This window comes from Citrobacter sp. wls718 (assembly GCF_005280945.1).
In the GTDB taxonomy this organism is placed as follows: Bacteria; Pseudomonadota; Gammaproteobacteria; order Enterobacterales; family Enterobacteriaceae; genus Citrobacter; species Citrobacter gillenii.
This window is the reverse complement of the sequence record NZ_SZWV01000016.1, coordinates 84,255-108,085: the sequence shown is the minus strand read 5'-3', so window position 1 is coordinate 108,085 and position 23,831 is coordinate 84,255. Positions and strand designations below refer to the sequence as shown.

The window sequence follows — 23,831 nt, the reverse complement described above, 5'->3', positions numbered from 1 at the left end:
CAATAAGTTGGAGTCATTACCAGCGTTCTCAAGATTATTTATATTGCCTCTCTTCAATAATTATCCTTCTGAACGGAAAAAGCAAATGAGGAAAATCCAATTTTGGATTGGCTTATATCGGATAATTTTCGAGAAAGTCTTATTTTATACTTTTAACATATTAACACTCTTTGCCATTAAAAATATGGCGATAATGTATCGCTAACAACGGGAGTTTTTATGGTACTCAATTATATTGCATTAGCGATGCTCATTTTCGTGTTCTTAGTTATTTTTTATGGCGTACTGATTTTGCATGACATTCCCTATGAAATTGCCAAAAAGAGAAATCACCCACATCTGGATGCGATCCATGTAGCTGGTTGGGTAAGCCTGTTTACGCTACATGCGCTCTGGCCATTTCTGTGGATATGGGCAACGTTATACAGTGATAAACAGGGTTGGCATGGTCATGTGTCGCGTAATGACACGCAGGAACTTACCGCGCGGATCGCCTCGCTGGAGAAAACACTCGAAAAAATAGCACCCGGTAATGTGCAGGAATCGAAGGTGAATTGATCGTGGAAACATTATTAGTATTAAGTTACGCCGCTATTGTTTATGCCATTTTCAAGATATTTAAAGTACCGTTAAATAAATGGACAGTCCCTACAGCGGTTCTTGGTGGGATAGTTATGCTGGGCGCGTTAATTCTCACCATGAATTACAACCACCCCTATACCGAGGATGCGCAAAAACTGGTAGTGGGTATTCCTGTTGTCCCACAGGTTACGGGCGTGGTGTCTGAAGTTACGGACAAAATTAATACACCGATCAAAAAAGGTGAGATTCTGTTTAAAATTGACCCTACCCGCTACAAAGCCAAACTGGAAAAACTGGAAGCGGACATTGTCACGGAAAAGCATGACGTTATGGCGCTGGAAGAAAAACGCAACAGCGCGCGTCTTCAGTTTGAGCAGGCGAAAGCAGAGCGCGATAAGTATTACAAAAATTATCAGCGCTACCAGCAAGGAAGTCGGGCTAAGGTTAATCCCTTTACCGCCAATGATATTGATACCGCGCGTCAGGATTATCTGGCGCAGGATGCGGCGATGGATGCCGCCCATGCTGAATTGAACAGCATTCAAAAAGAACTCGACAGCAGTATTAATGGTCAAAATTCACAGATTGCCAGTTTACAGGCACAAATTGATGAGGCGCGATTCAATTATGAACAAACGATTGTTCGTGCTCCAAGTGACGGTTATATCAGTCAACTCCTGGTGCGGCCCGGAACCTATGCCTCGAGGCTCCCTTTTAAACCGGTGATGGTATTTATTCCTGCCCATAAGAATCAAATTGTGGCGGCTTTCCGTCAGAACGCTATTTTACGTCTTAATGTTGGCGACGATGCAGAGATTGTTTTTAACGGGTTGCCGGGACAGGTGATCGAAGGAAAAGTGGTGAACGTGGCCCCGGTAATCCCTACCGGAGCCTATTACGCCCAGGGCACGTTACAATCACTGAATATGGCGCCAGGAAGCAACAAAGTGCTTGTGAGCATTGATGTCGGTGAGAATCAGGCGGAACAGCAGTTGCCAGATGGCGTGGCCGCGCAGGTTGCGGTCTATTCCGCACACCATTTTGAAGCCTTGTCGTTGCTGCGAAAAATACTGTTGCGTATGACCAGTTGGATGCACTACCTGTATCTGGATCACTAATGGCGTATTCGGGCGCAGACGTTGCGCCCGAATACCAGTTTTGCGGAATCAGGCCGCGGCTGGTTCAGGCAATTTGAATGTCGAAACCAGCAGCGCTAACTGCTCGGCCTCTTCTTTAAGCACCTGGGTACGTGCGGCAGCGTCATCGATTAACGACGCATTCTGCTGCACGGTGCTGTCCATTTCAGTTACCGCCAACGTGACTTCTGAAACACCTTTGCGTTGTTCTTCCCCCGCTACGCGAATTTCACCCATCAACTGGCGTACCTGCCGCACATTGCTGACCAGTTCTTCCAGCCGTTCGCCGGCAGTGTGAATTTGCTGACTGCTGCTGCCCACATGAGACACCGACTCATCAATCAACGCTTTGATTTCCTGAGCGGCTGTAGCGCTGCGCTGTGCCAGCGTACGAACTTCAGAGGCGACAACGGCAAATCCTCTCCCCGCATCGCCCGCGCGAGCGGCCTCAACGGCAGCGTTCAGGGCCAGAATGTTGGTCTGGAAAGCAATGCTGTCGATCACCGCGACAATTTCTACCATTCTGCCGGATGAGCCGCTGACGTTATCCATGGTGGAGATCACCCCCTGCATCACATCGCCGCAGCGGTTGGCCGTTTGCGCGGTATTGTCGGATAACTCATCTGCCAACTGCGTATTGCTCGCATTTTGATGAACGGTCGCATTTAACTGTTCCATTGCTGCTGAACTTTCTTCCAGCGCCGCTGCCTGCTGCGTCACCCGTGAAGAGAGCTCCATATTGCTGTCTGCCAGGCTGACCGCGTTATTGGCGACCACCACGCTGCTGCTTCTGACGGTAATCAGGATGGCCGCGATTTTATCGACAAACAGATTAAACGCCTCCGCAATGGCTGAAATCTCATCTTTGCCGCGGACATCGAGACGACGGGTCAAATCACCTTCGCCCTGCGCAATATCATCCAGAGCGCGACGCGTATCGTCCAGACGCGAGATCAGTCTGCGTACCACCAGCCAGGAGCCCACCAGCAGAACCGTCATAATCGGGATCAACACTTCCAGGACGTCCTGCATCATCACTTTTGCAAGGCCAACAATGCGTGATTCTGGCGTGACCAGGCCCACCACCCAGCCGGTGTCCGCCATCGGGAACAGCATCACCCGCGACGGTGTGTTCAGCACGCCATCGTTTTCCAGCGTAATGGTTTTCACCCCGTCGGCAACGCGAAGCGACTTCAGGCCATTTTCGACCGGAGCCAGCCATTGCGCACTGCGGGACAGATCGCTAAATGTTTTCTGTTTTGCGTTGTCGGCCTGCGGGAAGTACAGGATTTGTCCCTGTTTATCGACCACAAACGCATAGCCACCGGTGCTGTTGCCCTGCTGCTGCATAAAGGTCGCGACGTTATCCAGACGAATATCGGTGGTCGCTACTCCGGCAAAAGTGCCCGAGTGCAGGTATGGGATACTGCAGGTCACCATATTGACGCCAGAACTGGCATCCTGATAAACATCAGACCACAAACAACTGTTCTGCGAATGCCCTTTGGCATGCTGATACCAGCTTTCGTTGTGATAGCCATTTGAACCTTCGGCGTTATAGTCGTTGGAAAAATCCAGTTTTCCCTCCGCGTTACGCGCCCAGAAAAAGCTGCGCTTCTCCACGCCCGGAGTGAAAGCATTTGGCTCCGGCCAGATCCCGCCGCCGGTAATAATCGAATTCTTATCCTCGCCAATCAGGTGCGGCACCACGCTTTGGTACAGGGATTCATCGTTAGGTAATACTTCAGCCAGACGTGACAGACTAACGGTCTCGCCCTCAATACGCGATAACACGGTACTCAGTTGGCGGGTTAACCCTTGCCCCGTCTCTTCGATCAGGGCGGTATTGATCTCAACAACCCTGGGCTGACCGCGCCAGAGCATAATCGCGACAATCACCAGGGTGGTGACGGCAAGCAGCAGAATGCCGCCAATGGTTAAACGCGTGGAAATACGAGTAGGATACCAGGCCATACAAACTCCTTCTGCAAAAGGCTAACTTTTAAGCAGTATCGGCACGGGTATTTATATCTTTATGATGATTTATCAGAGGATGTGAAAATATATATGTGACACTGTCACGTATAGCAAAACCCAGCACTGTGGCTGGGTTTTAATAAGTGTTTAATCTTATTTAGATAATTCTTTTTTGATCTCAGCTTTTATTTTACTTAATTCACTCTGTGGATTTTTTTTGCACATTTCAATGGTCAGGGGAACCGCAGTAGTGATCGTTTCGTTATAGTCTACGTAGTCCCCCCCTTTGAAGTCTTCATCTTCGTTCAGCACCCAGAAGGCAACCGGCGCCATGGTTTGTGGGTTCAAATCAATAAACTCCTGGCAGCTCATCCCTTTAGGCGTCACTTCAGTTTTTGTGGTCTCAGTTGCTGCATTGACGCTGACACTGGTTAACAACGCGGCAACCAGAATACCTGCGGTAGAAAGGGAGAATTTATTCATTGTAGTACTCCATTTATAATATAGATAATATCTACACTTGCGCTTTAAACCGTTAATGTAGCTCGGGAAAAATAATACCCCTACTATTAAAAGAATAAAGATGATGGTCGTTGATATGGCTGAAATTTATATTTCGGGTTACCAATTCTGATGTCAGCGGGGAAAATATCGCTCACAATGTGATCGTCCCGACGAAATCCACCGATTCATACCCCGCTTTCCCTACCGTTGCACCAAAACTGAACTACGCTGCACAAATGTTGATCATTAGTTAATGAAGTTACGCATTATTTAACAAATGGCGCCAGTAAACCGGGGGCGCAGACATGGCACGCGTCCTGCATTGTTAATCCAGTAACAACGACACGGCATCTGACAGGCAACTAACAGCGAGACGGTAATGACATCAAAACCTGAATTATTCGCCCGCGTAGAACATACCTTCAGCCAGCTTACGCCGAGTGAAAAGCGTGTTGCCGGTTGGCTGTTAGCACACGCTGCGCAGATCCCGTTTGAAACTGCAGACGGCATTGCTAAGGCCACGGGAACCAGTGGCATTACCGTTGGACGCTATCTGCGCAAACTGGGTTTTCGCAATCTGGAAGATGCTAAAGCCAGCCTGCGCGAACTGCCTGTTATCCCCTATCAGCCGTGGGGAATGAATGAACGGCTTGATTCCTGGCACCAGCAGCAACGTCTGCCGGACCGGGCGCAGCAGTCGCTGCTGCTGGAAATTGATGCCATTACCCATGTTTATCAACTGGCGCAAAGCGACACATTTTTACGCATTGCGCAACAGCTGGCACACGCCGAGGCCGTGTATATCCTCGGCATTCAGTCGACCCGCGGGATTGCCAACGCCTTTTTCAGCCATCTGGAATACCTGCGACCCAAAGTCAGTTACTCCGAGGGCTTGTCCGGAAGCTGGGTTGAGTCACTGAATTCAGGGTTTGACCAGCCGTATGTGGTGATAACCGATATGCGCGCCTACTCGGCAACATCACGACAATATTGCCGGGTCGCCCGCGACCGCCACATTCCGCTGGCGCTGATAACCGATGTTTGGTGTCCGTGGGCCAGAGACTACGGTATTGATTTACTCCAGGTGAAAACCGACACCGGGCATTTCTGGGACTCCCTTGCCCCCGTCAGCTGTCTGTTCAACTTATTACTTTCCGCGGTGGTGGCGCAACTGGGCGACGCTCTCGCCGGGCGCCTGCAAACCAATCGCCAACTCCAACAGCAGTTTGGTCAATTCGAACAATAAACAGGAATCGTGCTATGCCAGAAACCTCTGTTCTGGTCGATCTGTCGGTGATCTTTCCGTCACTGCATATCGATCTCAAATACGCTACCCGCGATAACATTACCGGCGCACCTGTCTACCGGGAAGCGCGCTGCCTGTTACACACCGATGCGGTCACGGGACTGGCCAAAAGCATCAGCATTGCGAAACTGGCGGGCCTGAATCTGGTGGTGTACGACGCTTATCGTCCGCAGCAGGCGCAGGCGATGCTATGGAATGCCTGCCCGGATCCGCAGTACGTTGTCGATGTCGCGATTGGCTCCAATCACAGCCGTGGCACGGCCATTGACGTCACGCTGATGGACGAACGTGGCAATGTCCTCGATATGGGGGCCGATTTTGATGAAATGCACGATCGTTCCCACGCCTGGCATCCTTCCGTTGCGCCACCCGCACAGCGTAATCGACTGATGCTGAATGCCATTATGTCCGGTGGCGGTTTTGTCGGGATCAGCAGCGAATGGTGGCATTTTGAATTACCAGACGCAGCTCGTTACCCCCTGCTTGATGACTGTATTGCGTGTTTCCCTGCCCCCCAAATAACAACACCACACCCCCTTTAATTTCTGGAGCCTGGTTATGAAGACAACACACGCCTTAACATCGCTGTTTCGCCCCGCGCTGATTGCTTTAGCATTAGCGGCAGCCCTGCCCGCTGCACAAGCCGCGGTACCTAAGGATATGCTGGTGATCGGTAAAGCCGCCGATCCACAAACGCTCGATCCTGCCGTCACGATTGATAACAACGACTGGACGGTAACCTATCCGTCTTATCAGCGTCTGGTGCAGTACAAAACTGAAGGTGATAAAGGCTCCACGGAAGTAGAAGGCGATTTAGCCAGCGGCTGGAAGGCGTCTGACGATCAAAAAGAGTGGACCTTCACCCTGAAAAGCGAGGCCAAATTTGCCGATGGCACGCCGGTAACGGCTGAGGCGGTGAAGCAATCTTTTGAACGCCTGATCAAAATTGGTCAGGGACCTGCCGAAGCGTTCCCGAAAGATTTGAAGGTAGAGGCCATTGATGCCAGTACGGTGAAATTTACCCTCAGCCAGCCGTTCGCGCCTTTCCTGTACACGCTGGCGAATGACGGCGCGTCAATAATCAACCCGGCGGTGTTAAAAGAACATGCCGCCGACGATGCGCGCGGTTTCCTTGCCCAGAATACGGCGGGCTCGGGTCCTTTTATGTTAAAGAGCTGGCAAAAAGGACAGCAGCTGGTTCTGGTACCGAACCCGCATTGGGCGGGCACCAAGCCAGTATTTAAGCGCGTATCGGTGAAAATCATCGGTGAAAGCGCCTCCCGCCGTCTGCAGTTGTCGCGCGGCGATATCGATATTGCTGATGCGCTGCCCGTCGATCAGCTTGCCGCCTTAAAGCAGGAAGGCAAAGTCAAAGTAGCGGATTACCCGTCACTGCGCGTGACCTACCTGTACTTGAACAACAGTAAAGCACCGCTCAATCAGGTGGATTTACGCCGCGCTATTTCGTGGTCAACGGATTATAAGGGCATGGTGAACGGGATCCTCAGCGGCAACGGTAAGCAGATGCGCGGCCCGATCCCCGAAGGCATGTGGGGCTTTGATGAAAAAGCCATGCAATACAGCTTTGATGAAGCGAAAGCCAAAGCCGAGTGGGACAAAGTCGCAAACAAACCAGACAGCCTGAGCTTCCTGTACTCGGATAACGACCCGAACTGGGAGCCGATTGCCCTCGCCACCCAGGCCAGTCTTGGCAAGCTGGGGATCAAGGTCAAGCTGGAAAAACTGGCCAACGCCACCATGCGTGACCGCGTTGGTAAAGGTGATTACGACATCGCCATCGGCAACTGGAGCCCGGACTTCGCCGATCCGTACATGTTTATGAACTACTGGTTTGAGTCGGATAAAAAAGGCTTACCAGGCAACCGTTCATTCTATGAAAACAGTGAGGTCGATAAGCTGCTGCGCAGCGCGTTGTCAACGACCGACCAGGTGGCCAGAACCAACGATTACCAGCAGGCGCAAACCATCGTGATTGATGAAGCGGCCTACGTCTATTTATTCCAGAAAAACTACCAGCTGGCGATGAACAAAGACGTCAAAGGATTTGTATTTAACCCAATGCTGGAACAGGTCTTCAACATCTCCACCATGAGTAAATAATCTCACCACGTTTATGCGGAGCCGCATTGGCTCCGCAAGGGGAAGCCAATGACTTTCTGGAGCATTTTACGCCAGCGCTGCTGGGGACTTATCCTGGTGGTGGCCGGTGTTTGCGTCATCACCTTTATTATTTCGCACCTGATCCCGGGCGACCCCGCGCGGCTGCTGGCGGGCGATCGCGCCAGTGATGAAATTGTTGAGAATATTCGCCAACAGCTGGGTCTTAATCAGCCGCTGTACGTGCAATTTTTTCGCTACGTCAGCGATGTGTTTCAGGGCGATTTAGGCACCTCGATTCGTACCGGACGTCCGGTGATGGATGAGCTGCGCGTGTTCTTCCCCGCCACGCTTGAGCTGGCCTTTTGCTCCCTGCTGCTGGCGCTGATTATCGGGATCCCGCTGGGGATTTTATCCGCAGTCTGGCGTAACCGCTGGCTCGACCACCTTGTGCGTCTGATGGCAATCACCGGTATTTCGACGCCGGCGTTCTGGCTTGGTCTCGGGGTTATCGTACTGTTTTACGGTCATCTGCAAATATTACCCGGCGGTGGACGCCTGGATGACTGGCTGGATCCACCGGCGCACGTTACCGGGTTTTACCTGATAGATGCGCTGCTGGAAGGCAATGGCGAAGTGTTTTTCAATGCGCTCCAGCATCTGATCTTACCGTCCCTGACGCTGGCCTTTGTACATCTTGGTATTGTCGCCCGCCAGATCCGCTCCGCTATGCTCGAACAGCTTAGCGAGGATTACATCCGCACCGCCCGCGCCAGCGGTTTACCGGGCTGGTACATCATTTTGTGTTATGCGCTGCCCAACGCGCTCATTCCGTCCATCACCGTCTTGGGGCTGGCGCTGGGCGATCTGCTCTACGGCGCGGTACTTACCGAAACGGTATTCGCGTGGCCAGGCATGGGCGCCTGGGTCGTCACCTCCATACAGGCGCTCGACTTCCCGGCCGTCATGGGATTTGCCGTGGTGGTGTCATTTGCCTATGTGCTGGTCAACCTGGTGGTGGATTTACTCTACCTGTGGATTGACCCGCGCATCGGACGCGGAGGTACACAATGATGCTCTCACAAGAAACGCCCGCCACCTCGCCGAGCGCTCACCGTCGCCGCGACTGGGCCAAACTGTTCTGGATGATGAAAAGCAGCCCGCTGACGCTGATTGGCGGAGCGATCATCGTGCTGATGTTGCTGATGATGGTGCTGTCACCGTGGATAACGCCTTACGATCCCAATGCGATCGACCTCACCGCACGCCTGCTCCCCCCGTCAGCTACTCACTGGTTTGGTACTGATGAAGTGGGACGCGATCTGTTTAGCCGTGTACTGGTCGGCAGCCAGCAGTCGATCGTAGCAGGACTGGTGGTAGTGGGTATCGCCGGTGGGATTGGTTCACTGTTGGGCTGCCTGTCCGGCGTGATGGGCGGACGGGCGGACGCGATTATTATGCGCGTGATGGACGTAATGCTGTCGATCCCCTCGCTGGTGCTGACCATGGCGCTGGCCGCCGCGCTGGGGCCCAGCCTGTTTAACGCCATGCTGGCCATTGCGATTGTGCGCATTCCTTTCTACGTACGTCTGGCCCGGGGACAAACCCTGGTAGTCCGCCAGTTTACCTACGTACAGGCTGCCCGTACGTACGGCGCGTCCCGCTGGCATCTGATTAGCTGGCATATCTTACGTAATTCGCTGCCGCCGCTGATCGTGCAGGCCTCGCTGGACATCGGCAGTGCGATCCTGATGGCCGCCACGCTGGGGTTTATCGGGCTGGGTGCGCAGCAACCGAGCGCGGAATGGGGAGCCATGGTGGCAATTGGCCGCAACTACGTGCTTGACCAGTGGTGGTACTGTGCGTTTCCCGGTGCTGCCATTCTGATCACCGCCGTGGGTTTCAATCTCTTTGGAGATGGTATTCGTGACCTGCTGGACCCGAAAGCCGGAGGAAAACAGTCATGAGCCAACCCGTCCTGGAAATTGAAAATTTGCACCTGAGCTTCCCCGGCTATAAAGCTGACGTGCATGCGTTGAACCATGTCTCGTTGCACATCAACCGGGGTGAGATTGTCGGCGTGGTCGGCGAGTCCGGCTCCGGGAAATCCGTTACCGCCATGCTTGCCATGCGCCTGTTGCCGGAGGGCAGTTATCGCATTCACCAGGGGCGCGTGTCGCTGCTCGGTGAAGATGTGCTGAACGCCAGCGAGAAGCAAATGCGCAAATGGCGCGGTGCACGCGTGGCAATGATTTTTCAGGAGCCGATGACGGCCCTAAACCCGACCCGGCGCATTGGCCAGCAAATGGTAGAGGTGATCCGCCATCATCAATCACTCAGCCGCACGGATGCGCGACAAAAAGCCATCGCCTTACTGGAGGAGATGCAAATCCCGGACGCCGCCGAAGTCATGTCGCGCTTCCCGTTTGAGCTTTCCGGCGGTATGCGCCAGCGGGTGATGATCGCGCTGGCTTTTTCCTGCGAGCCGGAGCTGATTATTGCTGATGAACCGACGACCGCGCTGGATGTGACGGTGCAACTGCAGGTACTGCGCTTGCTGAAGCATAAAGCGCGGGCCAGCGGCACGGCGGTGCTGTTTATCAGCCATGATATGGCGGTGGTTTCGCAACTGTGCGACCGGGTGTATGTCATGTATGCCGGAAGCGTGATCGAAAGCGGCCCGACGCAGACGGTGATTCAGCACCCGACGCATCCCTACTCCATTGGTTTGCTGAAATGCGCGCCAGAACACGGAGAGCCCCGCGCGCTGCTGCCCGCAATCCCGGGTACCGTGCCGAACTTAACCCAATTGCCTGCCGGATGTGCATTCCGCGAACGCTGTTATGCGGCCGGGACACAGTGTGACGCGGTCCCGGCATTACGCAGTCAGGGGCATGCGGATCAGCAGTCCGCCTGCTGGTATCCCCAACTGGAGACTCGTCATGACTGACATTTTGCTGTCGCTTCAGGATATACATGTCAACTTCCCGGCCCGAAAAAACTGGCTTGGCAAGGTCACCGAGCGCGTGCACGCGCTCAACGGGTTAGATTTACAGATTCGCCAGGGGGAAACATTGGGTATCGTTGGTGAGTCTGGCTGTGGCAAAAGTACGCTGGCTCAACTGCTCATGGGGATGCTCAGGCCGAGTCAGGGGCAATACGCTCGCGGCACAGAAAAACACAGCGGCATGCAAATGGTCTTTCAGGACCCACTCTCGTCGTTGGATCCGCGCTTACCGGTGTGGCGGATCATTACCGAACCGGTGTGGATCCAAAAGCGCAGCGCCGAACGTCACCGCCGCGCCCTTGCGGAAGAGCTGGCGTTACACGTGGGGATTCGTCCGGAATACCTTGACCGCCTGCCGCACGCGTTTTCCGGCGGGCAGCGCCAGCGCATTGCCATTGCCCGCGCGTTGTCCTCTGAGCCGGATGTGATTGTGCTTGATGAACCCACCTCGGCGCTGGATATTTCCGTACAGGCGCAAATCCTCAACCTGTTGGTGGCGCTACAGGCACGCAGAAACCTGACCTATGTGCTGATCTCGCATAACGTGTCGGTCGTGCGGCATATGAGCGACCGGGTGGCGGTAATGTACCTCGGGCAAATCGTTGAGCTGGGTGACACGCAGCAGGTATTAACCTCTCCCGCGCACCCGTATACACGTCTGTTGCTGGACTCGGTCCCTAAAACCGGTGCACCGCTGGCGGAAGATCTGGTGTTACGTAAAACCGAGTTACCGGGGAATCGAACCCTACCGCAGGGATGTTATTTCCGCGATCGCTGCCCGCTGGCGACTCAGGGATGTGAGAAGAAACAGGCATTATTGAACAACGAGACCGGGAGTGAAGTCCGCTGCTGGCGGGCAGTTAGCGAAATCTGACCGCACGGGCATAGTGTACCTGGTGTATCAGGCGCAATATGCCTTTTTCAGCGCATCCACCAACATTTCGGATGCAGTCGACAACTTATGATGCGAGGAACGTAGGATCCCAATACGACGCTGGATAACCGGGCCGTCCAGCTCAATACAGGTTGCGCCAAGTTCGGTCATCTGTGTGCGGCACAATGCAGGCACGGCACTGCCGCCTAAACCATTCGCCACCAGGCGTCCAATGGTCACCAACTGGTGACTCTCCAGCGCCACTTCCAGCGCATGGCCGCTTTGTACCAGTTGCTCTTCCAGCATCAGACGTACGGCAGAGGGACGTTGCAAGGTAATAAAATCCAGCGTCAGCAAGTCCTTCCATGCTATGCGTTCCCGGCCAGCCAGACGACTGGTCGGAGGGACGATGGCGATAAAACGATCCATCCCGAGCGGGGTAAAATGCAGGTGTCCGGAGTAGTCCGGTTCAAAGGCAATCCCCATCTCGACCCGCCCTTCGCTGACCATTTCAATCACCTGCTCGTTAATTACGTCGTGCACCGTGACATTGACACCGGCATAGCTGTCGCGAAAGGTCTTGAGCACCGGCGGCAGCACATTCGCGGCAAATGACGGCATCGCAGCAATCGAAATTTTGCCACGTTGCAGTGTAAAGCGCTGGCGCATGGCTTCTTCGGTATTTTCCCAGTCGGCAAGCAGCTGTCGCCCCATGGTCAGCAGCGTTTCGCCCTCCTGCGTCAGGGTCACCTTGCGGGTGGTTCTTAACAGTAAAGCGCCCCCTAACGACTCTTCCAGTCCTTTGATCGCCAGGCTTAACGCGGGTTGCGACATATTCAGCCGTTCACTGGCATGAGCAAAATTCAGAGTGTGAGCTACCGCTAAAAACGCGCGTAACTGTTTGATGCTCATTCTCATTACTCATTCCTTTAACTTGTTGAATACCTTTAATTAACATTAAATTGATAAAAAAACCCAATGAGTGAGTCACAAATTTAAAATTAACAAATCATTTTTCACCCCTAATGATGTCGCCAGGAACAACTGGAGGGGCAAGTGTATGGCTGGACTGGATAAACGGGTCGCCACGTATCAACAGGCGTTGGAAGGGCTGACTGACAACATGACACTGCTGGCAGGCGGTTTTGGCTTATGCGGTATTCCTGAGAATTTGATTGCAGAAGTGCGTCGTCGGAACGTTCAGGGACTGACCGTGGTGTCGAACAACTGCGGCGTGGACGGGTTTGGCCTCGGCGTGCTGCTGGAAGCACGCCAGGTACGCAAAGTGGTGGCGTCCTATGTCGGTGAAAATGCCCTGTTCGAAAAGCAGGTGCTGAGCGGAGAGCTGGAAGCCATTCTGACGCCACAGGGCACGCTGGCGGAGCAGCTACGAGCCGGTGGTGCGGGCATTCCCGCCTTCTTCACCGCCACCGGGTACGGAACCCCCATCGCCGAAGGCAAAGAGGTGCGCGAGTTTGCCGGCCGGCCTTACATCATGGAGCAGGCGATTACCGGTGATTTCGCGCTGGTCAAAGGCTGGAAAGCCGACTGGTACGGCAACGTCATCTACCGCCATACCGCACAAAACTTTAACCCACTGATGGCAGCAGCCGGACGCATCACGGTAGTCGAAGTGGAAGAAATTGTCCCTCCCGGCGAGCTGGATCCCGCCGCTATTCACACCCCCGGAATTTTCGTCAATCGCATTATTCAGGGGCAGTTCGAAAAACGTATTGAACAACGCACCCTACGCCATCAAGGAGCCTGACCATGTTAACGCGTGAACAAATGGCGATGCGTGTCGCTCGCGAGCTGCGCGACGGTTATTACGTCAACCTCGGTATCGGTATCCCGACCCTGGTGGCCAATTATATCCCCGACGGCATGGACGTGATGCTGCAATCAGAGAACGGCTTGCTTGGTATGGGGCCGTTCCCTACCGAGGACGACATTGATGCCGACATGATCAACGCCGGTAAGCAAACCGTGACGGCGCGTAAAGGCGCGGCAATTTTCGACTCCGCACAATCCTTCGCCATGATCCGCGGCGGCCACGTCGACCTGACGGTTCTTGGCGCATTCGAAGTGGATACCAATGGCAATATCGCCTCGTGGATGATCCCCGGAAAAATGGTGAAAGGTATGGGCGGCGCGATGGATCTGGTCGCTGGCGCTGAAAACATCATCGTTGTGATGACGCACGCCTCGAAAAGCGGTGAGTCCAAGCTGCTTCCCAGTTGCACTCTGCCCTTGACCGGCGTGGCCTGTATCAAGCGTGTGCTGACCGACCTGGCGCTGCTGGAAATTGCCGACGGCGCGTTCATTCTGCGCGAACGGGCGCCGGGCGTCAGCGTGGACGACATTGTTGCCAGAACCGCCGGCAAGCTGATCGTTCCCGATCATGTCCCCGAAATGCACTTCAACTAAGGATCTGACCATGATGGATGTTGTTATTGTCGCAGCAACGCGCACGCCAATTGGCAGTTTTCATGGTGCCCTTGCCCCGCTTTCTGCCGTTGAGTTAGGGACAACGGTCATCCGCGCTCTGCTGGAAAAGACCGGGGTTGCACCAGAACAGATAGACGACGTGATTTTAGGTCAGGTTTTAACGACCGGCTGTGGGCAGAATCCGGCCAGACAGACGGCAATTCGTGCCGGTTTGCCGGTAACCACCCCAGCGATGACCCTCAATTTACTGTGCGGTTCAGGACTAAAAGCGGTTCATCTGGCGGTGCAGGCCATTCGCTGCGGCGATGCGGACATCGTGATTGCCGGCGGTCAGGAAAGCATGAGCAATGCACCCTATTTTCTCGACGGTGCCCGCGCAGGATTACGTCTGGGTCATACCAGCCTGAAAGACAGCGTGGTGCATGACGGGCTGTGGGATGCGTTCAACGACTACCATATGGGTATTACCGCCGAAAATCTGGCGGATAAATTCGCCATCAGTCGCGAGCAACAGGATGCCTTCGCCCTGCACTCCCAGCAAAAAGCGGCCGCCGCCCTCGAAGCCGGTCGGTTTAACGCAGAAATCACCCCAGTTAGCGTTCCGCAAGGGAAAAAAGCACCGCGCGTGGTGGAGCGTGATGAGCAACCTCGCCCGGAGACTCAGGCGGAAAAACTGGCGCAGTTGAAACCGGCATTTCGTCCCGGCAACGGCACGGTGACGGCGGGCAATGCGTCTTCCCTAAACGACGGTGCGGCGGCAGTAATGGTAATGAGTGCCGCCAAAGCCGCTGAATTAAACCTTCCGGTGTTGGCAAAAATCACCGGTTACGCCGTCTCGGGCGTTGATCCGGCCATTATGGGGATCGGCCCGGTGGAAGCCTCGCTGAAGTGCCTGAAGCGCGCCGGGTGGACGCTGGATGACGTTGATCTGATCGAAGCCAACGAAGCCTTTGCCGCCCAGGCGCTGGCGGTCGGCGAATCGCTGAATTGGGACAGCAGCAAGGTTAACGTTAACGGCGGTGCAATTGCGCTGGGCCACCCAATCGGGACCTCAGGTTGCCGCATTCTGGTTACCTTGCTACATGAAATGGCGCGGCGCAATGTGGCCAAAGGGCTGGCCACGCTGTGTGTGGGTGGTGGCCATGGCGTGGCGCTAACGGTGGAACGTCCAACAGGAGCACACTATGCAGACTAATCACATTAGCGTACTGGGCGCCGGGCTAATGGGCATCGGCATCGCGACCCACTTTGCCCGTTTTGGTCATCCTATCTGGCTGTTTGATACCGACAGCAACCGTATTGCCGAGATAACGGCTGTTGCCAGCAGCATTCTGGACGAGCTGATTGTCACCGACCAGTTTGCCGCCGCAGATAAAGCATCGGTTCTCGCGCGACTGCACGGCACAACCTCTCTGGCGGATATCGCCGCGTCTGGATTATTAATCGAAGCGATCCCGGAACGGCTAGAGCTGAAGCACGCGCTGTACGCACAGCTGGAAGCCGTTATCTCACCCGAAGCGATTATCGCCAGCAACACCAGTGGCCTGCCGCCGGATGCGTTGGCGGAAAAACTCGCGCACCCGGAGCGGTTGCTGATCGCACATTTCTGGAATCCACCGCACTTTATTCCGCTGGTTGAAATCGTGCCGGGCACAGCAACCAAACCTGAATATCTCAGTGAATTGCAGCAATGGCTGGTCGCGATGCAGCTTGAGGCGGTGGTGCTCGATCGCGCCGCACCGGGCTTTGTCGGCAACCGCCTGCAGTTTGCCCTGCTGCGTGAAGCGCTGCATATCGTTAAAAGCGGTATTGCCAGCGCCGAGGTGGTAGACCAGGTGATGCGTGCGTCGCTGGGCCGCCGTTACGCGATGGTCGGCCCGCTGGAAGCGGCGGACATGACCGGACTTGCCACGGTGCAGGATATTTGTCGCCATCTGCTTCCAACACTCGCCACCGGCAGCGACATGATGTCGCTGGTCGCCGACAAGGTTGCTCGCGGTGAAACCGGTTTACGCAGTGGTCAGGGGTTTTATCACTGGGATGATTCGCGCAAGGAATACATCCAGCAACGCAGAGAGCATCAGCTGCGTTTTGCCCTGAAACCGTAACTTCTCTTTCTGTACCCCACTATAACAATGATATTGAGGAGTCATGATGAGTGTATTAATCGCCCTGGCCGCGCTGGGCCTGCTGATGCTGGCAGCCTATCGCGGATACAGCGTCATCCTGTTTGCCCCCATCGCGGCATTAGGTGCTGTTTTGCTGACTGAACCCAGCGCCGTCGGTCCTGCCTTTACCGGCCTGTTTATGGAAAAAATGGTCGGTTTTGTGAAGCTGTACTTCCCGGTGTTCTTACTGGGTGCAGTGTTTGGCAAGTTAATCGAATTATCGGGTTTTTCCCGTTCAATCGTCGCCGCCGCCATCAACATCCTCGGGCGGCGTCACGCCATTCCGGTGATCGTGCTGGTGTGCGCGCTGCTGACTTACGGCGGTGTCTCGCTGTTCGTGGTGGCGTTTGCGGTGTATCCGTTTGCCGCTGAGCTGTTCCGTCAGAGCAACATTCCGAAGCGACTGATCCCGGCAACCGTGGCGCTGGGCGCCTTCTCTTTCACCATGGATGCACTGCCCGGTACACCGCAGATCCAGAGCATTATCCCGACCAGCTTCTTTGGCACCAACGCCTGGGCCGCGCCCTGGCTGGGGCTGATAGGCTCGCTGTTTATTATCTTTGTCGGCCTGATTTACCTTGAGCGTCAGCGCCGAAAAGCGCAGGCAAAGAACGAGGGCTATGGCACCGAACTGCTTAACGAACCGGAAACGCCGGATAATATTAATCTGCCAAACCCGATTATTGCGATTTCGCCGCTGATTCTGGTGGGGGTGTTTAACCTGTTGTTCACCCGCTGGATCCCGGTGTTTTATGGCTCGACTCATCAACTGGAGCTACCGGGTCTTGCCAAACCGATTACCACTGAAGTCGGCAAAATTACCGCTATCTGGGCGGTGGAAGCCGCGCTGATTGCCGGGATCCTGCTGGTCGTGATTTTTGGTTTTCGCAATATAAAAGGTCGCCTGGCGGAAGGCAGCCGAACGGCGGTGGGCGGTGCGATCCTCGCGGCAATGAATACCGCTTCAGAATACGGTTTTGGCGCAGTGATCGCCGCGTTGCCGGGCTTCCTGGTGCTGTCAAAAGCGCTAGCGGCCATTCCCGACCCGTTGCTCAACGAAGCCATCAGCATCACCACTCTGGCCGGGATCACCGGTTCAGCATCCGGCGGGATGAGTATTGCGCTGGCGGCAATGTCCGACACCTTTATCGCCGCCGCACATGCCGCCAACATTCCACTGGAAGTCTTTCACCGCGTGGCCTCTATGGCCAGTGGTGGCATGGATACTCTGCCGCATAACGGGGCGGTAATCACGCTGCTGGCCATCACCGGTCTCAGTCACCGTCAGGCATATGGCGGGATCTTCGCCATCACCATAATCAAAAGTCTGGCCGTTCTGTTTGTGATCGGCGTCTTCTACACCACCGGCATTGTTTAAGGAGAATCATCATGAACTTAACGGGAAAAGTGGCCCTGGTTACCGGCTCCACCAGCGGTATTGGATTAGGCATTGCGCAGGTGCTGGCGAAAGCCGGCGCCACTCTGATTCTTAACGGCTTTGGTGATGCTGAAGCGGCAAAAGATGCCGTGGCGAAGTATGGCAAAACACCGGGGTATCACGGGGCGGATCTCAGCGATGCAGCGCAAATTACCGAGATGATGCGCTACGCCGACAGCGAGTTCGGCGGCGTGGATATTCTGGTCAACAACGCCGGGATCCAGCATGTTTCACCGCTGGAGACGTTCCCGGTCGATAAATGGAATGCGATCATCGCGATTAATCTGTCCTCCGTTTTTCACACTACCCGTCTGGCGCTGCCCGGCATGCGTCAACGCAACTGGGGCCGCATCATTAATATCGCCTCTGTGCACGGGCTGGTGGCGTCAAAAGAAAAATCGGCCTATGTCGCGGCTAAACACGGCGTGGTGGGGCTAACCAAGACCACCGCACTTGAGACAGCGCAGACAGGCATAACCTGTAATGCACTGTGTCCCGGCTGGGTGCTGACGCCGCTGGTACAACAGCAGATCGACAGGCGCATTGCCGAGGGCACCGCGCCGGATGTTGCGCGCGATGCTCTGCTCGCGGAGAAGCAACCGTCACGCGAGTTTGTCACCCCGGAACAACTGGGAGAGCTGGCGCTGTTCTTATGTTCAGACGGTGCGGCGCAGGTGCGCGGTGTGGCGTGGAATATGGACGGCGGTTGGGTGGCGCAGTAAGTTATGTCAGCCGGATGCGCTCTCGCATCCGGCACATCATCGTTAAGACTTCAGCTGGTAATCCAGCGTAATTTCCGCGTTCAGAACCTGTGACACCGGACATCCAGCTTTCGCTTTCTGGATAATACCGTCAAAGGTTGCGGCATCAATGCCGGGCACGGAAACGTCACTGTGTAGCGCCACTTTGGTGATGGCAAAACCCGCATCCACCTTATCCAGAGAAACATCGGCAGTGGTATCAATGGCGTCTGGCGTGAAGCCAGCCTCACCCAGCATTAACGAAAGCGCCATCGAGAAGCAGGCCGCATGAGCCGCGCCAATCAACTCTTCAGGATTGGTGCCTTTCGCACCTTCAAATCGCGTATTAAACCCATACGGCTGCTGGTTCAACACGCCACTTTCGGTCGACACGGTCCCTTTACCGCGTTTAATGTCGCCTTCCCAGTGTGCCTGACCTTTCTTATGGATAGTCATTACCGCTCTCCTGTGTTGTCGTCGGAGTAACAAGTATAGGACGCCGAGGAAAACACATGACGCATATTGGATAGTTCTGTATTAACTGCTTAAGCATTGACCTTTCAGATGAAATGACCGACCATCCAGAAAGCCGTTATTTTAGACACCGGCTGTTAATCAGGTTGTATTTCGTCCGCGCTTACGCGGGCTCGCCCTTGAAACCAGTAACAGGATTAAGGAGTTAGAATGAAATCGAACCGTCAGGCCCGTCATGTTCTCGGACTGGACCACAAAATCTCCAATCAACGTAAAACCGTAACCGAAGGCGACAAAACCAGCGTGGTCAACAACCCTACCGGAAGAAAACGCCGCGCTGACGCCAAGTAATACCCCGCACGTTATACTGAATAATGATGATATACACCATTGCAACCGCAGTGGTGTTTTTGCTTATAAAACCCCTTAACCCATTCACAATGCTTTATACTTCGGCCGTTTCCCTGGCGGAAGGCAACCTACGATCATAAACAGTGCCAGGGAGGGTTATTCAAAAAAGAGTGAGTGACATGGAAAACGAAACTAACAAACTGCGTTCCCTTTACATCCCTTACGCTGGCCCGGTACTGCTGGAATTTCCCTTACTGAACAAAGGGAGTGCTTTCAGTGTGGAAGAACGCCGTAACTTCAACCTGCTGGGGTTACTGCCGGAAGTGGTCGAGACGATTGAAGAGCAGGCCGAACGCGCCTGGATCCAATATCAGGGATTCAAAACGGAAATCGACAAACATATCTATCTGCGCAACATTCAGGATACCAACGAAACCCTGTTTTACCGACTGGTACAAAACCATCTTGATGAGATGATGCCGGTTATCTATACCCCGACGGTGGGTGCCGCCTGTGAGCGTTTCTCCGAGATTTATCGTCGCGCGCGCGGCGTGTTTATCTCCTACCAGAACCGCCATAACATGGACGATATCCTGCAAAACGTCCCGAACCACAATATCAAAGTTATCGTCGTGACCGACGGTGAACGTATTCTGGGTCTTGGCGACCAGGGGATCGGCGGGATGGGCATTCCTATCGGCAAACTGTCGCTGTACACCGCCTGTGGCGGCATCAGCCCGGCCTACACTCTGCCGGTAGTGCTGGATGTCGGTACCAACAATCAGCAGTTGCTGAACGATCCGCTGTATATGGGCTGGCGTAATCCGCGCATCACCGACGATGAATACTACGAATTTGTTGATGAGTTCATCCAGGCGGTGAAACATCGCTGGCCCGAAGTGCTGCTGCAGTTTGAAGACTTCGCGCAGAAAAACGCCATGCCGTTGCTGACCCGCTATCGTGATGAAATTTGCTCGTTTAATGACGATATTCAGGGCACGGCGGCGGTTACCGTCGGGACGCTGATTGCGGCCAGCCGCGCGGCGGGCAGCCAGTTGAGCGAACAAAATATTGTCTTCCTTGGTGCGGGGTCCGCCGGTTGCGGGATTGCCGAGCAGATCATCGCGCAGATCCAGCGTGAAGGATTAAGCGAAGAGGCCGCGCGTCAGCGTGTGTTTATGGTTGACCGCTTTGGTCTGTTAACCGACAAAATGCCGAACCTGCTCTCGTTCCAGACCAAACTGGTGCAAAAACGCGAAAACCTGCAGCACTGGGATACGAAAGAAGATGTGCTGTCTCTGCTCGACGTGGTTCGCAACGTGAAGCCGGACATTCTGATTGGTGTCTCCGGTCAGACGGGCCTGTTTACCGAAGAAATTATTCGCGAGATGCACAAGCACTGTCCGCGCCCAATCGTCATGCCGCTGTCTAACCCGACATCGCGCGTGGAAGCCACACCGCAGGATATTATTGCCTGGACCGAAGGCAATGCGCTGGTGGCTACCGGTAGCCCGTTTGCCCCGGTCGCCTGGAAAGATAAAATCTACCCGATTGCCCAGTGTAACAACGCCTATATCTTCCCGGGTATCGGTCTTGGCGTGATCGCCTCTGGCGCCAAGCGCATCACTGATGAAATGCTGATGTCGGCCAGCGAAACGCTGGCACAATATTCACCGCTGGTGTTGAACGGCGAAGGGTTGGTATTACCGGAACTGAAGGATATTCAGACCGTTTCCCGCGCCATAGCCTTTGCCGTAGGTAAAATGGCCCAGCAGCAAGGCATGGCAGTGAAAACATCGGCTGAAGCCCTGCAGCAGGCGATTGACGAGAATTTCTGGCAAGCAGAATATCGCGACTACCGTCGTACCTCTATCTGACGGTTTACCCGGCGGCGCCCTGCCGCCGGGTGTTCAACACTTGCACAATTCAGCGACTTGCGATTACACTTTCACCATCGATTAACATTCGGGAAAAACTAAGGAGGATACTTATGCTGTACTGTGAACGTTTGATCGTTTCACATGCTTTTGGCGATCGCCAGTGCTCAAGCGTTATCGGTATCGTGCTGCGATAACTTCTGCTTGAGCGAAGCTAACTTCTAAATCCCCTTCTCTCGGGCTTACCGGGTTATCGTCAGCGATGTTTGACGAGGCGTTTTTACGTCTGTAACTCTTGAGTAAGCAACAATGAGCACATTACTAACCGCACAATCCTTACACGTTGATACGGCATTTGGCACGCTATTCGACGATCTCACTTTTACCCTGAAAAAAGGCGACCGCATTGGGCTTATCGGCTACAACGGCTGCGGCAAAAGCACGCTGTTAAAACTGCTGGATGGCACGATTTCTCCCACCAGCGGATCCATTGCCCAGGCACATCACTGTCATCTTGCGCGCGTAGAACAGCATTTGCCGGATGAGATCCTGCCGCTAACACTCCAGGAAGCCGTACTGGCACAACTTCCCGAGCATGAACGCGCGGGTCAGCAATGGCGGGTTGAGTCACTACTCGCAGAAATGGGCTTTACGCCGGAGAATTTGCACCTCACCGCACAAACGCTGAGCGGCGGCCAGCACACGCGCCTGCTGCTGGCCCGCGCGCTGACGCGCAATCCCGACCTGCTGTTGCTGGATGAACCGGGTAACCATCTGGATTTGCCCACATTGCTGTGGCTGGAGCAGTTTTTACAGCGCTGGTCCGGCAGTTTTGTGGTGGTGTCTCACGATCCACAATTGCTGGATGCAGTGACGCACGGAACGTGGATCCTCCGGGATCATTCCCTGCATGCGTTCGATCTCCCCTGTAGTGCGGCGCGCCAAGCGTTGGTGGACAGAGATGCCAGCGATGCCTTGCGCCATAAGGCAGAACAAAAGGAAATCGATCGCGTTACTGCCAGCGCCAAACGTCTGGCCACCTGGGGACGGGTCTACGACAACGAAGATTTGTCTCGCAAAGCCAAACAGATGGAAAAACAAGTGCAGCGCCTGAAGGATGACCAGACGGATGTCACCGCCGGAAGTCAGTGGTCACTAACATTGAATGGCGATGCCCTGCGTGCTGACCGCTTGCTGGAAATGACAGACCTCCCCGTCTCTCCGGCAGCGGATGCGGCAACGCTGTTTTCCATTGCCGGTATTCGCATCAAAAGCGGCGATCGCGTGGCGATTGTCGGGCGTAACGGCTGTGGAAAATCGTCGCTATTAAAGCTTATCTGGCAGCAATATCAGACGCAAATGACCTCGACATCGCTGGTGCTGCACCCGCGGGTGACGCTGGGGTATTACGACCAGTCGCTCAACCAGCTTGCGGATAACGATTCGTTGTTCGAGGCTCTCGAGCCGTTTGCCCCGCAGCCGGATGTGCGCAAAATGGCACTGATTAGCGCGGGGTTCCCGTGGATCCGCCACGCTCAACGGGTCAGCACCTTAAGCGGCGGCGAACGTTCGCGCCTGCTGTTTATCGGGCTGACGCTTGCCCGCTACAGCCTGTTGATGCTCGACGAGCCAACCAACCATCTGGATATGGAAGGCAAAGAAGCGCTGGCGCACACGCTGCAACACTTCAGCGGCGGCGTGCTGCTGGTCAGTCATGACCGTCAGCTTATCCGCCAAAGCTGCAACCGCTTCTGGTTTATTGATGAGGGTGAACTTAGCGAATGGCACGACCTGGAAGCGATTAACGCCCGCATTCAGGAAACCGCCAGTGAGCTAGCGGCGAGCAAAACGGTGGCAGAGGTTGTTCCTGATCCTCATCATCATGGCGACGAAATACTGGAGAAACTTCTCGAGCTGGAGCTGCGGCTGTCTGATGACCTGGCACGCAAAACCAAACATCAAAAACCGCAGTTGCAGGCACAATGGCGCAAGGAGATTGAGCATCTGAATTCACTACTGGAGTAAAACGGTTGCCGGATGGCGGCATTATGTCGCCGTCTGGCGAGTCTTGCGCGCCGCTTTCCATTTATCCCCCTGCCCGCTTTTCCTTTTACCGCACTCGCTGCACACTTTGGCAAAATTCGGCTATTAGTGTTGCGTTCAGCGGAACATTAATGATAGTGTTCCTCTTGAGGGAACAAGGAAGGTATGGATGATCATGAACTTCAGACACAAAGGATTGCGCGACTTGTTTCTTCAGGGGCGAACATCAGGCGTGACGGCGAAGCATGTCCGGCGATTGCGGCACCGACTTGCCGTTATTGATGCAGCGAGCCATGTAACAGATATCAATATGCCTGGTTATAAACTGCATGCGTTAACGGGCGATCGCGACGGCGTTTGGTCGATTTCTGTTTCAGGCAACTGGCGTATTACGTTTGAATTCGTCAATGGCGATGCATATATACTGGATTACGAGGACTATCATTGATGAAAATGGCTAATCATCCCCGTCCGGGGGATATTATTCAGGAAGCGCTGGATGAGTTAAACGTCAGCCTGCGCGAATTTGCCAGAGCAATGGAGATTGCCCCCTCAACCGCGAGCCGACTGTTAACGGGCAAGGCAGCATTAACCCCGGAAATGGCGATCAAACTTTCAGTGGTGATCGGCAGTTCGCCCGAAATGTGGTTGAATCTGCAGAATGCCTGGAGTCTGGCTGAAGCGCAAAAAAGCGTGGATATCTCACGTCTGCGCAAACTGGTAGCACAGTAACGGTATTGTAGGCTGGATAAACCTGCGCTATCCGGCAGGTTTTAATGGACAAAAAA

Annotated in this window: 24 protein-coding genes; 20 read left to right on the top strand and 4 right to left on the bottom strand. The window is 54.5% G+C overall.

Annotated elements, in window-relative coordinates:
- Positions 1 to 219 precede the first annotated feature (219 nt).
- Together FDW95_RS03410 and FDW95_RS03405 are read left to right on the top strand one after the other, a co-directional pair.
- Complete coding sequence (locus tag FDW95_RS03410; RefSeq protein WP_096757054.1) at positions 220 to 558, top strand: DUF3302 domain-containing protein; 339 nt, start codon at positions 220 to 222, stop codon at positions 556 to 558.
- A 2-nt stretch (positions 559 to 560) separates the two neighbouring features.
- Positions 561 to 1,700: an HlyD family secretion protein gene (locus tag FDW95_RS03405; protein WP_115259944.1), complete on the top strand. Its 1,140-nt coding sequence runs from the start codon at positions 561 to 563 to the stop codon at positions 1,698 to 1,700.
- A gap of 48 nt (positions 1,701 to 1,748) precedes the next feature.
- On the opposite strand, the gene FDW95_RS03400 is transcribed toward FDW95_RS03405, so the two are convergent.
- Positions 1,749 to 3,692 carry a methyl-accepting chemotaxis protein gene (locus FDW95_RS03400; protein ID WP_115258499.1) on the bottom strand — a complete coding sequence of 648 codons (1,944 nt, stop codon included), beginning with the start codon at positions 3,690 to 3,692 and terminating at the stop codon, positions 1,749 to 1,751.
- Positions 3,693 to 3,848: 156 nt separating this feature from the next.
- The gene (gene hdeB, locus FDW95_RS03395; protein ID WP_115258498.1) at positions 3,849 to 4,178 is read right to left on the bottom strand and encodes an acid-activated periplasmic chaperone HdeB; all 330 of its coding nucleotides are present in this window, start codon (positions 4,176 to 4,178) and stop codon (positions 3,849 to 3,851) included.
- A 400-nt stretch (positions 4,179 to 4,578) separates the two neighbouring features.
- On the opposite strand from hdeB, the gene FDW95_RS03390 reads away from it, so the two are divergent.
- From FDW95_RS03390 to FDW95_RS03360, 7 genes are read left to right on the top strand one after another with little or no spacing between them, the layout of a single operon-like run.
- Positions 4,579 to 5,445, top strand: coding sequence for a MurR/RpiR family transcriptional regulator (locus FDW95_RS03390; protein ID WP_115258497.1), 867 nt, complete (start codon positions 4,579 to 4,581; stop codon positions 5,443 to 5,445).
- 14 nt (positions 5,446 to 5,459) lie between these two features.
- Entirely contained in the window at positions 5,460 to 6,047 is a 588-nt protein-coding gene (gene ddpX / locus FDW95_RS03385; RefSeq protein ID WP_096757050.1) for a D-alanyl-D-alanine dipeptidase, read from the top strand.
- A gap of 16 nt (positions 6,048 to 6,063) precedes the next feature.
- Entirely contained in the window at positions 6,064 to 7,626 is a 1,563-nt protein-coding gene (locus FDW95_RS03380) for an ABC transporter substrate-binding protein (protein WP_096757049.1), read from the top strand.
- A gap of 48 nt (positions 7,627 to 7,674) precedes the next feature.
- Positions 7,675 to 8,697 carry an ABC transporter permease gene (locus tag FDW95_RS03375; protein WP_115258496.1) on the top strand — a complete coding sequence of 341 codons (1,023 nt, stop codon included), beginning with the start codon at positions 7,675 to 7,677 and terminating at the stop codon, positions 8,695 to 8,697.
- Positions 8,694 to 9,590, top strand: coding sequence for a D,D-dipeptide ABC transporter permease (gene ddpC / locus FDW95_RS03370; RefSeq protein WP_096757047.1), 897 nt, complete (start codon positions 8,694 to 8,696; stop codon positions 9,588 to 9,590). The genes FDW95_RS03375 and ddpC overlap by 4 nt, the downstream gene beginning before the upstream one ends.
- Complete coding sequence (locus FDW95_RS03365; protein WP_115258495.1) at positions 9,587 to 10,573, top strand: ABC transporter ATP-binding protein; 987 nt, start codon at positions 9,587 to 9,589, stop codon at positions 10,571 to 10,573. Before ddpC ends, FDW95_RS03365 begins: the two co-directional genes overlap by 4 nt.
- A complete protein-coding gene (locus FDW95_RS03360; protein ID WP_115258494.1) occupies positions 10,566 to 11,504 on the top strand; it encodes an ABC transporter ATP-binding protein in 939 nt (312 codons plus the stop codon). Before FDW95_RS03365 ends, FDW95_RS03360 begins: the two co-directional genes overlap by 8 nt.
- Before the next feature lie 27 nt (positions 11,505 to 11,531).
- Here the strand turns inward: FDW95_RS03360 and FDW95_RS03355 are convergent, their stop codons facing one another.
- Positions 11,532 to 12,422 carry a LysR family transcriptional regulator gene (locus FDW95_RS03355; protein WP_096757044.1) on the bottom strand — a complete coding sequence of 297 codons (891 nt, stop codon included), beginning with the start codon at positions 12,420 to 12,422 and terminating at the stop codon, positions 11,532 to 11,534.
- Between the two features lie 142 nt (positions 12,423 to 12,564).
- Between FDW95_RS03355 and FDW95_RS03350 the strand changes: the two genes are divergently transcribed.
- From FDW95_RS03350 to FDW95_RS03325, 6 genes are read left to right on the top strand one after another with little or no spacing between them, the layout of a single operon-like run.
- The gene (locus FDW95_RS03350; protein WP_115258493.1) at positions 12,565 to 13,272 is read left to right on the top strand and encodes a CoA transferase subunit A; all 708 of its coding nucleotides are present in this window, start codon (positions 12,565 to 12,567) and stop codon (positions 13,270 to 13,272) included.
- A 2-nt stretch (positions 13,273 to 13,274) separates the two neighbouring features.
- A complete protein-coding gene (locus tag FDW95_RS03345; protein ID WP_115258492.1) occupies positions 13,275 to 13,931 on the top strand; it encodes a CoA transferase subunit B in 657 nt (218 codons plus the stop codon).
- Between the two features lie 10 nt (positions 13,932 to 13,941).
- Positions 13,942 to 15,147 (top strand): acetyl-CoA C-acetyltransferase, encoded by a 1,206-nt coding sequence (locus tag FDW95_RS03340; RefSeq protein WP_115258491.1) that lies wholly within the window; start codon positions 13,942 to 13,944, stop codon positions 15,145 to 15,147.
- A complete protein-coding gene (locus FDW95_RS03335) occupies positions 15,137 to 16,060 on the top strand; it encodes a 3-hydroxyacyl-CoA dehydrogenase family protein (protein ID WP_115258490.1) in 924 nt (307 codons plus the stop codon). Before FDW95_RS03340 ends, FDW95_RS03335 begins: the two co-directional genes overlap by 11 nt.
- A 43-nt stretch (positions 16,061 to 16,103) precedes the next feature.
- Positions 16,104 to 17,498, top strand: a complete 1,395-nt coding sequence (locus tag FDW95_RS03330; protein WP_212734292.1) for a GntP family permease — start codon at positions 16,104 to 16,106, stop codon at positions 17,496 to 17,498.
- Between the two features lie 11 nt (positions 17,499 to 17,509).
- The gene (locus FDW95_RS03325) at positions 17,510 to 18,280 is read left to right on the top strand and encodes a 3-hydroxybutyrate dehydrogenase (RefSeq protein WP_115258489.1); all 771 of its coding nucleotides are present in this window, start codon (positions 17,510 to 17,512) and stop codon (positions 18,278 to 18,280) included.
- A gap of 42 nt (positions 18,281 to 18,322) precedes the next feature.
- On the opposite strand, the gene FDW95_RS03320 is transcribed toward FDW95_RS03325, so the two are convergent.
- On the bottom strand, positions 18,323 to 18,754 hold the full coding sequence (locus tag FDW95_RS03320; protein ID WP_096757037.1) for an OsmC family protein: 432 nt from the start codon (positions 18,752 to 18,754) through the stop codon (positions 18,323 to 18,325).
- A gap of 228 nt (positions 18,755 to 18,982) precedes the next feature.
- Here FDW95_RS03320 and sra point away from each other — a divergent pair, with 228 nt between their 5' ends.
- The 5 genes from sra to FDW95_RS03295 all read left to right on the top strand — a co-directional run bounded on the left by sra (position 18,983) and on the right by FDW95_RS03295 (position 23,775).
- The gene (gene sra, locus FDW95_RS03315) at positions 18,983 to 19,123 is read left to right on the top strand and encodes a stationary-phase-induced ribosome-associated protein (protein ID WP_096757036.1); all 141 of its coding nucleotides are present in this window, start codon (positions 18,983 to 18,985) and stop codon (positions 19,121 to 19,123) included.
- A 179-nt stretch (positions 19,124 to 19,302) separates the two neighbouring features.
- Entirely contained in the window at positions 19,303 to 21,000 is a 1,698-nt protein-coding gene (gene maeA / locus FDW95_RS03310; protein WP_115258488.1) for a malate dehydrogenase, read from the top strand.
- A gap of 309 nt (positions 21,001 to 21,309) precedes the next feature.
- Positions 21,310 to 23,025, top strand: a complete 1,716-nt coding sequence (locus FDW95_RS03305; protein WP_115258487.1) for an ABC-F family ATP-binding cassette domain-containing protein — start codon at positions 21,310 to 21,312, stop codon at positions 23,023 to 23,025.
- 187 nt (positions 23,026 to 23,212) lie between these two features.
- The gene (locus FDW95_RS03300) at positions 23,213 to 23,491 is read left to right on the top strand and encodes a type II toxin-antitoxin system RelE/ParE family toxin (protein ID WP_096757033.1); all 279 of its coding nucleotides are present in this window, start codon (positions 23,213 to 23,215) and stop codon (positions 23,489 to 23,491) included.
- Positions 23,491 to 23,775 (top strand): HigA family addiction module antitoxin, encoded by a 285-nt coding sequence (locus FDW95_RS03295; RefSeq protein WP_096757032.1) that lies wholly within the window; start codon positions 23,491 to 23,493, stop codon positions 23,773 to 23,775. Before FDW95_RS03300 ends, FDW95_RS03295 begins: the two co-directional genes overlap by 1 nt.
- Positions 23,776 to 23,831 lie beyond the last annotated feature (56 nt).